The organism is Cellvibrio sp. ARAG 10.3 (assembly GCF_051846955.1).
Taxonomy (GTDB): domain Bacteria; phylum Pseudomonadota; class Gammaproteobacteria; order Pseudomonadales; family Cellvibrionaceae; genus Cellvibrio.
In genome coordinates this window covers 148,664-159,352 of record NZ_JBPYCU010000008.1, presented here as the reverse complement: position 1 = coordinate 159,352, position 10,689 = coordinate 148,664, and the positions used below count along the sequence as shown (strand labels likewise).

11 protein-coding genes are annotated in these 10,689 nt (G+C 53.5%); 8 read left to right on the top strand and 3 right to left on the bottom strand.

Annotation, left to right across the window (positions count from 1 at the left end):
• Window positions 1-21 precede the first annotated feature (21 nt).
• The gene (locus ACSV5M_RS12165; RefSeq protein WP_439176502.1) at window positions 22-726 is read left to right on the top strand and encodes a DUF3313 family protein; all 705 of its coding nucleotides are present in this window, start codon (window positions 22-24) and stop codon (window positions 724-726) included.
• A 92-nt stretch (window positions 727-818) separates the two neighbouring features.
• On the opposite strand, the gene ACSV5M_RS12160 is transcribed toward ACSV5M_RS12165, so the two are convergent.
• Complete coding sequence (locus tag ACSV5M_RS12160) at window positions 819-1,637, bottom strand: universal stress protein (RefSeq protein WP_439176501.1); 819 nt, start codon at window positions 1,635-1,637, stop codon at window positions 819-821.
• Window positions 1,638-1,792: 155 nt separating this feature from the next.
• On the opposite strand from ACSV5M_RS12160, the gene ACSV5M_RS12155 reads away from it, so the two are divergent.
• The gene (locus ACSV5M_RS12155; protein ID WP_439176500.1) at window positions 1,793-2,272 is read left to right on the top strand and encodes a MaoC/PaaZ C-terminal domain-containing protein; all 480 of its coding nucleotides are present in this window, start codon (window positions 1,793-1,795) and stop codon (window positions 2,270-2,272) included.
• A 7-nt stretch (window positions 2,273-2,279) separates the two neighbouring features.
• On the opposite strand, the gene rnt is transcribed toward ACSV5M_RS12155, so the two are convergent.
• Both rnt and pyrC read right to left on the bottom strand, forming a co-directional pair.
• Window positions 2,280-2,954 (bottom strand): ribonuclease T, encoded by a 675-nt coding sequence (rnt, locus tag ACSV5M_RS12150; RefSeq protein ID WP_439176499.1) that lies wholly within the window; start codon window positions 2,952-2,954, stop codon window positions 2,280-2,282.
• Between the two features lie 9 nt (window positions 2,955-2,963).
• Window positions 2,964-3,998, bottom strand: a complete 1,035-nt coding sequence (gene pyrC / locus ACSV5M_RS12145) for a dihydroorotase (protein ID WP_439176498.1) — start codon at window positions 3,996-3,998, stop codon at window positions 2,964-2,966.
• 169 nt (window positions 3,999-4,167) lie between these two features.
• Between pyrC and ACSV5M_RS12140 the strand changes: the two genes are divergently transcribed.
• The 6 genes from ACSV5M_RS12140 (at window position 4,168) to rnc (ending at window position 10,683) form a co-directional block, all read left to right on the top strand.
• Window positions 4,168-5,073, top strand: a complete 906-nt coding sequence (locus tag ACSV5M_RS12140; RefSeq protein ID WP_439176497.1) for an OmpA family protein — start codon at window positions 4,168-4,170, stop codon at window positions 5,071-5,073.
• An 80-nt stretch (window positions 5,074-5,153) separates the two neighbouring features.
• Window positions 5,154-6,620 carry a DegQ family serine endoprotease gene (locus tag ACSV5M_RS12135; protein WP_439176496.1) on the top strand — a complete coding sequence of 489 codons (1,467 nt, stop codon included), beginning with the start codon at window positions 5,154-5,156 and terminating at the stop codon, window positions 6,618-6,620.
• Window positions 6,621-6,849: 229 nt separating this feature from the next.
• On the top strand, window positions 6,850-8,649 hold the full coding sequence (gene lepA, locus ACSV5M_RS12130) for a translation elongation factor 4 (RefSeq protein ID WP_439176495.1): 1,800 nt from the start codon (window positions 6,850-6,852) through the stop codon (window positions 8,647-8,649).
• A 59-nt stretch (window positions 8,650-8,708) separates the two neighbouring features.
• Window positions 8,709-9,554 (top strand): signal peptidase I, encoded by an 846-nt coding sequence (lepB, locus tag ACSV5M_RS12125; RefSeq protein ID WP_439176493.1) that lies wholly within the window; start codon window positions 8,709-8,711, stop codon window positions 9,552-9,554.
• Window positions 9,555-9,598: 44 nt separating this feature from the next.
• A complete protein-coding gene (locus tag ACSV5M_RS12120) occupies window positions 9,599-10,003 on the top strand; it encodes a DUF4845 domain-containing protein (RefSeq protein ID WP_439176492.1) in 405 nt (134 codons plus the stop codon).
• Window positions 10,004-10,005: 2 nt separating this feature from the next.
• Entirely contained in the window at window positions 10,006-10,683 is a 678-nt protein-coding gene (gene rnc, locus ACSV5M_RS12115; RefSeq protein ID WP_439176490.1) for a ribonuclease III, read from the top strand.
• The last annotated feature ends 6 nt before the right edge of the window (window positions 10,684-10,689 follow it).

The window sequence follows — 10,689 nt, the reverse complement described above, 5'->3', positions numbered from 1 at the left end:
GTAGTGCCAGATGAGGGCCTTATGCGACAACTAAAAATGTTATTTTCCAAAATCCTGATGTTTTGTGCCATTGCGATGCTTTGGGCGTGCACCTCTACCCCGGAAATTCCAGAAAAGCCGGTGACACAACAGGCGCAAAATAATACGCCGGCGACCCCGGATCCGCACATTATTGAAGGAACCTTTGTTGCTCCCGGTGTTGATTTCGCGCGTTATCGTCGGCTGATTGTGGCAGAGTTGGGGCTCAATGAGATTGACGTAAGCGTTCCAGCGAAGCAACGCAGTGATACATCCTGGGTGTTGACGAATGAAGACAAGAGTTTTCTACGCAGTGAATACACGCATGCGGTGGTAGGCAATTTAATCGCCGATGGCACCTACACCACGGCCATTAATCCAGCGGAAGACGTGTTGCTGGTGAAATCACGGATCGTGCAGATCGCCGCCGGTAAGCCAGCGGCGGCTGAAAAAAACGAAGCGCTTACCATGTACAACGAAGGCGCAGCCGAGATCACCATCTCAATGGAGTTATTTGATTCAATGACCCATCGACTTATTGGGACGATCACCGACAGTCGCGATCTGGGACACATGCAGATAAATAATAACCGTGTGGCCGCTAACGTGCTTATCCGACAAGCCTTTATTGATTGGTTGAAAACCCTGCGAACGGAGTTGGACACGTTGTCCGGGCGGCAATCGCCGTTGGAAAAATATCTTCGGTAAAGAGCATTATCCTCGCCAGTCCATGCACCCATAAAAAAGCCGGCCTTTTAAAAAAACAGGCCGGCTTTTTTTGTGGGTTTTTACTGCGTGCGTTATTCGTGATTGATGACCATCACATCAGTATCCAGGGCGGCAATCAAACGTTCTGCAGTATTACCGCGACGGGTGGTCGTCATACCGTTTTGACCGAGCGTTCCCATCACCACCAGATCGGCATTAATTTCTTCAGCAACTTCGGAAACGGCTTCAGAGGTATAACCGTTTCTGACGTGGATGCGCTCAGCGGGAATGCCGGTTTCATTGACCAGGCGACCACGGTCCGGGTAATTCATGGAATCCAGGTAACCATTCACTACGTGTACCGTCGCGCCGTACATTTCAGCAAAATAGTTGGCTTGTTCAACGATCTTTTTGTTCAGCTCGCGCTGCACATCACGTTGCGCCTGGAAGTTAACCGCTGCAAGGATCACCTTACGCTGGGCGCCGGCACCCGGACGAATCAATACCACCGGGCAGTAGGCACCTTTTAACAGTTCCCACTTGGATTCTGTAAAGCTGAAGCGGCGATTGTTGCTCTTGGCGTGAACCGGCAGATAAATCACAGTGGAATCGATACGCTTGGCGGAGTCCATGATGGACTTTTGCCACTCGCTCGACCAGGACACCTGAATCAGATATTCGATACCGGCGTCATTCAACGGTTTTTTAATGGTTTCATCAAACCATTTTTGATCGCGGAATAATTGGTCGTTGCTGGAACGGGTATCTACCGCATCCGGATCAACAGCGACGAACACGTAGACAAAGGGTGTTACCGCATGCAATTTGGAAATGATGATGGCGCGCTCGAGTGCAATGTGAGTCTCAGCGGTAGGGTCAACAACGACGAACAGCTTTTGTTGCGTAGACATAGTGGCTCCTGCTTGTACCCGAATACGGGGAGGTTGTTATTTATAAATTTGTCCTAGCATAGCAATCGCCGCCATTTTTTTACAGGGCAAAAGTAGGGCGCTGTGAGGATATGGATTAAACTGCACGAAAATTTTGTTAAGGAGTCTGTATTGCGATGAATATGCTGGAAAATTATACACTTGCAGAGTTGAACCCCGGGGTAACAGCCACCTACAGTAAAACCCTGACCTATGAAGATGTGGTGTTATTTGCCCGCTGTTCCGGCGATGTAAACCCGATTCATCTGGACGCCGAATACGCGGCAACGACACCTTTTGGGGAACCTATCGGTCACGGGATGTGGACGGGTGCCCTGGTCTCCGCCGCTATTGCCACACGTTTGCCGGGGCCGGGTTCGGTGTATCGCAGCCAGAGCCTCAGTTTTAAACATCCGGTAAAGTTGGGAGACACTGTCACGGTGACCCTGACGGTGACTGAGACGAAGGAGCGCATGCGCCTGGTGGTGCTGGATTGTGAGGCCCACAATCAGGAGGGCAAATTGATTGCCAAAGGGGTGGCGGAAGTCATCGCACCGGCAGAGAAACAATCACTGCCGGCCGGCCAGCTGCCACGTATCACCATAGATTCACAATGAACGCGGTTTATTCCGTTTCTTCGTCGCTCTCTTCCACCATCAGCGGTGCCCAACCGCCCAATTCCCGCCAGCGGTTCACGATGTAGCAGAAGAGGTCGGCGGTCTTTTCCGCGTCATAGGCTGCTGAGTGGGCCGCGCTATTGCTGAACTCGATGTTGGCTGTCCGGCAGGCTTTGGCCAATACCGTCTGGCCGAAGGCGAGGCCGGCCAGCGTTGCGGTGTCGAAGCACGAAAAGGGGTGGAAAGGATTGCGCTTGATATCACACCGCTCGACGGCAGCATTGACAAAGCTGAGGTCAAAATGGGCATTATGCCCGACCATCACAGCGCGGGTGCAGCCGTTTTCCTTTACCGCCCGGCGGATGGCCTGGAATAAATCTGTCATGACCATGAGTTCCGGCTCTGCCATGCGTTCCGGACTATCCAGATCGATACCGGTAAAATCCAGCGCGGCCTGCTCGATGTTGGCTCCTTCAAAGGGATCGACATGGAATGAAAAGGTCTCGTGTCGATGCAGCAACCCCTCTTCGTCCATCCGCACGGTAACAGCGGCAATCTCCAGCAAGGCGTCTGTGCGCGCATTGAAGCCGCCGGTTTCAACATCAATCACAACAGGTAGAAAGCCCCGGAAGCGTTGAGCAATCAGTGAGGCGGGATCTCTGGGGTTATCAGGTGGATTCACTAGGTTGCCTTAATGTTGTACTTGCCAGCGCAGGGTTTCCCCGGCGCGCAGAGGAATCAGTGGCTGGTCGCCGAGGGTCAGACTTTCTGGTATCTGCCAGGTTTGCTTCACCAGGGTAACTGTATCGGTGTTGCGCGGCAGCTGGTAGAAATCCGGACCGAAGTGGCTGGCAAAACCCTCGAGTTTGTCCAGGGCACCGGCGTCTTCGAAGACTTCTGCATACAGCTCCAGGGCGGCATTAGCGGTATAGCTGCCTGCACAACCACACGCTGCCTCTTTCTTGTTCTGCGCATGGGGCGCGGAATCGGTACCCAGGAAAAATTTCGGGCTGCCACTGATGGCTGCTTTGATCAAGGCTTGCTGATGTGTATTGCGCTTGAGGATAGGCAGGCAATAGTAATGGGGGCGAATACCGCCAGCCAACATATGGTTGCGGTTGTATAGCAGGTGGTGTGCCGTAATGGTGGCTGCGACATTAGCTGGCGCCTCACTGACGAAACCTGCTGCATCGCTGGTGGTAATGTGTTCGAGCACCATGCGCAACGCAGGAAAATGGCTGACGACCTGGGTCAAGGTGCGATCAATGAAGACTTTCTCGCGATCAAAGATGTCAATGGCGCTATCGGTCACTTCACCGTGCAACAGAAACAGCATGCCGGTTTCCTGCATGGCTTCCAGCACCGGGTAAATCTTTTTAAGGTCGGTAACCCCGGAGGCGGAATTGGTTGTGGCCCCCGCAGGGTAAAGCTTGCAGGCATGAATGCCCGCTGCCTTGGCGCGGAAGATTTCCTGGGGGGAGGTGTTATCGGTGAGATACAAGACCATTAACGGCTCAAATGTGCTGCCCACCGGACACGCCGCGAGGATGCGTTCTTTGTAAGCGAGCGCCAGCTCAGTGTCGGTCACCGGCGGCACCAGGTTAGGCATAACGATAGCGCGCCCGAAGTAACGTGCAGCATCGGCAACGGTACGTTGCAGGGCGATACCATCACGCAGGTGGATATGCCAGTCGTCCGGGCGAGTCAGGGTGATACGGTCAGTCATAGGGCGTAACGTCTCAGAAGCACTTTCAGGGCGAGGCCGCATGCTATCAAACTTGTCGCTAAAGCGCAGCCGGTTTGGGTGCCGTTGAACAGGCTAAAGCCTGATCCAATCTGGTCGATAGCTTGAGTATGCTATGGTTAATGAAAGCCTGCCCGGCAGGTGACAGACAATGAGATTGGCCCACATTCCCGTGCACCTATTTACCAGGATTATCAATCTGCTATGCATCAATGCGCTCAGCGGAGGGTTGCTAATGATTGCCGCACCGGCCTGGGCGGCAACATTCAACACCATGTTGTCCGACGTTGAGTGGCAGGTGGACCAGTCTGTCTTCGAGTGCAAGTTATCACAACCTGTGGCCGGTTTTGGGCAGGCCATCTTTTCCCGTCGTGCGGGTGAGTCCGAGATATTCTATCTCCAGCAAAAACAGATCCTGATGCCTGAGGGCGCGGCGACTATCAGCCTGGGAGGTCCGTCCTGGCAGCAACCGGGCAATCTTCCCCAGCCCCTGGTAGATACTCGCGTTATGGCGGAGCCGATTCCATTCCGGGTTGACACTTCGCTGGTGGAGACGTTGCGAGCTGAATTGCTTAAAGGTTTGCGTGTGATCATTACCGGCAAGCCTGGCAATACCTCGCGCAACCCTGTCCGGGTGGTGGTTGAGCCGCTTAAATTTCGCAGTGCCGTGACCCGTTATCAAACATGCCTGAAGCAATTATTGCCGGTAAGTTATGCAGAGGTGTCACGCACCACGCTGTATTTTGATAGCGCGTCTGATGAACTTGCCGCAGGCGAGCAGCGCAAGCTGGAGTGGGTGGCGCTCTATGTAAAGCAGGACCAGGGGATCAAACGTGTGCTGATTGATGGCCACACCGACAGTGTCGGAGCGCGCCCGACTAATCTTGATGTGGCTAAATCGCGTTCCCAACATATTGCTGATTATCTGGTCGCTGCCGGGATTGATAAGGATAGAATCACCGCCCGTTGGCATGGCGAACGCTATCCTATTGCCAGTAATACCACGGACCAGGGGCGACAAAAGAATCGCCGCGTGACGGTGCGCCTGGAGCGCTGACCCTTCCTCCCGCCGGGAATTAATTCTCCTCGACTTTGTCTGACGCCTGTCGGCTAATTCTTCTTGACCTTCTGTCGATCATGAGTAATAAACCCCATTTTTCCAGTGAGATCGAGGTGCAGTGCATGTTAAAACCGGGCAGCAAATTCATGGGCCTTGTGATGTTTATTGTGATGCAGTGTGTCGCCATACAAGTCTGTGCGGCCGCCCTGCCGGAATTTACTGAGTTGATCGAAAAGAATTCACCCGCCGTGGTGAAGATCACGACGGTAGTGCGCGGCAGTTCCCCCGATCATCTACGTATTCCCCCGCAACAAAATTACCCTTATCCCCAGGACATTCCCGATATTTTTCGTGAGCTGTTCGAGCGCCATCAAGCGCCGGAGCGGGATTACGGTTCCATGGGGTCCGGCTTTATTATCTCGGAAAACGGCTATGTGCTAACCAACCACCACGTAGTGGATGATGCCTCCGAGATTACGGTGCGCATGATTGACCAGCGAGAGTTCAAAGCGGAATTGGTGGGCAGTGATCAACGCTCCGATCTGGCATTGCTAAAGATCGACGCCAAAGGCTTGCCCAAATTGAAGTTCGCCAAAGCGGATAGCTTGAAAGTCGGCCAGTGGGTGTTAGCCATAGGCTCGCCATTTGGATTGGATTACTCGGCCAGTGCGGGCATCGTAAGTGCCACGGGTCGCAATATTTCAGCGCGCAACGAAAGCAGCTATGTTCCCTTTATCCAGACGGATGTCGCCATTAATCCCGGTAACTCCGGCGGCCCCCTGTTCAATCTTGATGGCGAGGTGGTCGGCATCAATTCCCAGATCTATACCCGCTCCGGCGGTTCTATAGGTTTATCCTTTGCCATCCCGTCCAGCGTAGCGGAAGAAGTGGTCGAGCAGTTGAAAGACAAAGGTCGGGTTGATCGCGGATGGCTTGGTGTGGCGATTCAGGAGGTGAACCGCGATCTGGCCAGCTCGCTTGGGCTGGATAAACCGACCGGGGCACTGGTAGCGGATGTGGAGCCCGATGGACCCGCGGCGAAAGCCGGCATCAAGGCCGGCGACCTGATCATCAAATTCAATGGGCGTAATGTGGACACCCAGGCGGACTTGCCTTACCTGGTAGGGCGCACGTCACCGAAATCCAAGGTGCCGGTGGTGGTGATTCGCAAAGGTAAGGAACAGACCATTCGCGTCGCCATCGGTGTCTTGCCCGAGCCGCAAATGCAAGCCGCGGCTCCGGTTTTGCCCGAGAAGGTACCCTCGTCGAACGCGGATTCACTTGGCCTGGTGGTGGAAGATATCGAGGACGCTCCTGGCCAAAGCAGCAGTGGTGGAGTGATTGTTCGCTATGTTGAGCCCAATAGCCCGGCGGCCCAGGCGGGGCTGATGGTCGGGGATGTGATCGATCAACTGGGCTTTAATGAAGTTGGTTCTGTAGAAAGTTACCGGGACATTCTGGCTACGCTGGAGAAAAGGACACCGCAAGCGATTCGGTTTTTGCGCAACGGTCGTCCGGTGTTCCATACCATTACCTTGCGATAACACCGCTATCGCGCCGCCCACCCCGGGCGGCTGACAACCTTATAAAAACAGCTTCGGGCCCAGGTCTGAAGCTGTTTTTCAGGCATCAGAACCCACGGGCGCAGGTACGCTAACAGCTGCTTTCAGCCGCGTAGCAAGCCGCAGGCAAATAGGCTAAACTGCCGCCTTTCCCGGCAGGGGCTACCCTGTCACATCTTTCTTCGTCATCCATATAAGTACTCGATATCCAGTGACCGACCTCAGCCATATTCGTAACTTTTCTATCATCGCCCACATCGACCACGGCAAATCCACCATTGCAGACCGCTTTATTCAGCTATGCGGTGGCTTAAGTGATCGTGAGATGGAAGCCCAGGTTCTGGATTCGATGGACCTTGAGCGCGAGCGCGGTATCACCATCAAAGCCCACAGCGTGACGCTGTTCTACAAGGCCCGCGATGGCAAGACCTATCAGTTGAATTTTATTGATACGCCCGGCCATGTGGACTTCACCTATGAAGTATCACGCTCTTTGGCGGCGTGCGAGGGCGCGCTATTGGTGGTAGATGCGGCACAGGGCGTTGAAGCCCAATCGGTCGCCAACTGCTACACCGCCATCGAACAGGGGCTTGAGGTAATTCCGGTTCTCAACAAGATGGACCTGCCCCAGGCCGAGCCGGATCGGGTCGCCCAGGAAATTGAAGATATTATCGGTATTGATGCTTCCGAAGCGGTGCGTTGCAGCGCTAAATCCGGTCTGGGAATGGAGGATGTACTGGAAGAATTGGTACGCTTGGTGCCGCCCCCGGTGGGCGATGTCGATGCGCCACTGCAAGCGCTCATCATTGACTCCTGGTTTGATAATTATCTCGGTGTTGTGTCGCTGGTGCGGGTGACCCAGGGGACGCTGCGCCTGAAAGACAAGATCATTACTAAATCCATCGGCAAGGTCCACGGTGTCGATGGCGTAGGTGTATTCAGTCCGAAGCTGACTCAGTTAAAAGAATTAAAAGCCGGCGAAGTGGGGTTTGTGGTTGCCGGCATCAAGGATATTCACGGCGCGCCCGTGGGCGATACCATCACCCACGCCAGTACCCCGGACGTCCCGGCGCTGGAGGGCTTCCAGAAGATCAAACCCCAGGTGTATGCCGGTATGTTCCCGGTCAGCTCTGATGACTTTGAAGACTTCCGTGAAGCGCTTGCCAAGTTAACCCTGAACGACGCTTCACTGTTTTACGAGCCGGAAAGTTCCGATGCCCTGGGCTTCGGTTTCCGTTGCGGCTTCCTCGGTATGCTGCACATGGAAATCATCCAGGAACGCCTGGAGCGGGAATACGATCTCGATCTGATTACCACGGCACCGACGGTGGTATACGAGGTAGTCGATAATAAAGGTGAGACCATCTACGTCGACAACCCCTCCAAACTGCCTGAGCCGGGTTTGATTTCCGAGATGCGCGAGCCCATTGTGGAAGCCAATATCCTCGTCCCCCAGGAACACCTGGGTAATGTGATTACACTCTGCGTTGAAAAACGCGGTGTGCAAAAAGATTTGCAATTTACCGGCAGTCAGGTGTCGGTGCGTTATGAGTTACCCATGAACGAAGTGGTGCTGGATTTCTTTGATCGATTGAAATCCGTGAGCCGCGGTTTTGCCTCGCTGGATTACAGTTTTTTGCGGTTTCAGCCCGCGCGCCTGGTGCGTCTGGATGTCTTGATCAACAGCGAAAAAGTAGATGCGCTGGCGTTGATTGTGCACCGTGACAAAGCCCACAACATTGGCCGCTCGCTTACGGAAAAGATGAAAGAATTAATTCCGCGGCAAATGTTTGATGTTGCCATCCAGGCCGCAATCGGCGGACAAATTGTAGCGCGTACCACGGTAAAAGCCTTGCGCAAAAACGTCACGGCCAAATGTTACGGTGGCGATGCAACACGTAAGAAAAAACTGCTCGAAAAACAAAAAGCCGGTAAAAAACGTATGAAACAGGTTGGCAGTGTGGAAATTCCACAAGCCGCGTTCTTTGCTGTATTAAAAATTGATAGCTGACATTCTGTTGAACCCTTGCGGTTTTGCACAATGTGAATTCCGTAGAACAAGGAATACTGATGAGTATTAACCTCCCCCTGATTCTTACCCTGGCGGTGCTGATCACTGGCCTGATTTGGCTTTATGACACCCTGGTTCTGGCGCGTCCGCGTAAAGCGGCATTGGAAGCAGTAGACCAACAATTCAGTAAGCTGAACATAGCGGACGATCAAAAGCAGGTCGCCTACGCCGAGGCTCAGCAAGCCGCTGGCCGCGAACCGGTTTTGGTGGAGTACGCCAAGTCATTCTTTCCGGTGTTGCTGGTGGTATTTGTCCTGCGTTCATTTCTGGTGGAGCCGTTTCAGATTCCTTCGGGCTCCATGGAGCCTACCCTGGATGTTGGCGATTTTATCCTGGTGAATAAATACACTTACGGTATTCGCCTGCCGGTGCTTAACAACGAAGTGATTCCGGTTAATGAACCCGAGCGGGGCGATGTAATGGTGTTTTTCCCACCGCACCAGCCGGATACCTATTTCATCAAGCGCGTGATTGGTTTGCCGGGTGATTTGATCTCCTACAATAATCATGTGCTCACCATTAATGGCGAAGTGGTTCCTGAAAAATTGATCGCTGAACTCCCCGCGGGCAACCCGACTTACCGGCTCGCCACAGAAACGATTGATGGCAAAGAGTTCACCGTAAAAAAAGATCTGACTCCCGGTGGGTTGAGCGTACGCGGTACCTGGCGGGTACCAGCGGGGCACTATTTCATGATGGGCGACAACCGCGACAATAGTGCCGACAGCCGTGCTTGGGGTGAGGTTTCGGAAAATGCTATCGTAGGTAAGGCATTTGCGGTCTGGATGCACTGGGATTCATTCTTCAGTCTGCCCAGTTTTGATAGCGTCGGTAAAATCCAGTAAGTGTTAATCCTGGTTGTAAACCCATAAATGTATAGGATGCAACGATGAGAACCTTAAAAAAGCAACAAGGCTTGGGGATGTTGGCATGGCTGGTGGTATTGGCGATTGCCGGATTTTTTCTGTTGTGTGCGTTCAAGATTATTCCGCTTTACGCGGAAAACCGTTATGTCATCTCCGGCCTTAAAGCGCTGGTTGAGCCTGGCACCAAACTGGAAGACATGACCACTGCCGAAATCAAGAAAAAAATGGGCAACTTCTACATGATCAACAATGTTCGCTCGAAAGACGCGCAGAACATTGTTGTGGACCGCGACGCGCGCCGCGTGGTGGTCAAAATTGATTATGAGGCCCGCGTCAATCTATTTTACAACCTGGATGTGGTTGTTGATTTTAAAAACCACCTCGACAGCACTGCGCCCCATCAGTGCTGCAAACCCGTGACCGAGTAATAGTGTTAAATCTTAAATACCAACATCTGCAAGATCGCCTTGGCTACCAATTTGAAACCCAGGCATTACTGGAATTGGCATTGACGCACCGCAGTTGCGGTGCGCGTAACAATGAACGGCTGGAATTCCTCGGCGACTCAATCCTTAACTTCATCATCGGCGAATCCCTGTTTCAACGCTTTCCCGACGGACGCGAAGGGCAGCTCAGCCGTTTGCGTTCACAAATGGTCAAAGGTGAAACCCTGGCTAAAATCGCCCGCGAATTTCAATTGGGCGAGTGCCTGATCCTCGGCGAAGGTGAGATGAAGAGCGGCGGACATCGGCGCGACTCCATCCTGGCGGACACGCTGGAGGCCTTGATCGGTGCAATTTACGTCGAGAAAGGTTTTGCCGCGTGCCGTGAGCGTGTGACCACCTGGTATGCCGCCCGCCTCGCGGCACTGACACTGGATTCGCCGGTGAAAGACGCCAAAACCCGGCTTCAGGAATACCTGCAATCGGTTCAGCAACCCTTGCCGGAATATGCTGTGGTAGAAGTGGAAGGCGAAGCCCATGAACATATGTTTACCATCGAGTGTCGGGTGTCGCTGTTGAAAAAAGCGACGCGCGCGCGCGCGTCAAATCGCCGTGAGGCGGAAAAGCAGGCGGCCGCCGAAGCGCTGCGGCTGCTCAAAATCTGATGTACA

Bases quoted from the DNA above. Each gene is read 5' to 3' on its own strand.
- ACSV5M_RS12165 (WP_439176502.1), top strand. From the start codon at position 22: ATGCGACAACTAAAAATGTTATTTTCCAAAATCCTGATGTTTTGTGCC.
- ACSV5M_RS12160 (WP_439176501.1), bottom strand. From the start codon at position 1,637: ATGTCTACGCAACAAAAGCTGTTCGTCGTTGTTGACCCTACCGCTGAG.
- ACSV5M_RS12155 (WP_439176500.1), top strand. From the start codon at position 1,793: ATGAATATGCTGGAAAATTATACACTTGCAGAGTTGAACCCCGGGGTA.
- pyrC (WP_439176498.1), bottom strand. From the start codon at position 3,998: ATGACTGACCGTATCACCCTGACTCGCCCGGACGACTGGCATATCCAC.
- ACSV5M_RS12140 (WP_439176497.1), top strand. From the start codon at position 4,168: ATGAGATTGGCCCACATTCCCGTGCACCTATTTACCAGGATTATCAAT.
- ACSV5M_RS12135 (WP_439176496.1), top strand. From the start codon at position 5,154: ATGAGTAATAAACCCCATTTTTCCAGTGAGATCGAGGTGCAGTGCATG.
- lepB (WP_439176493.1), top strand. From the start codon at position 8,709: ATGAGTATTAACCTCCCCCTGATTCTTACCCTGGCGGTGCTGATCACT.
- ACSV5M_RS12120 (WP_439176492.1), top strand. From the start codon at position 9,599: ATGAGAACCTTAAAAAAGCAACAAGGCTTGGGGATGTTGGCATGGCTG.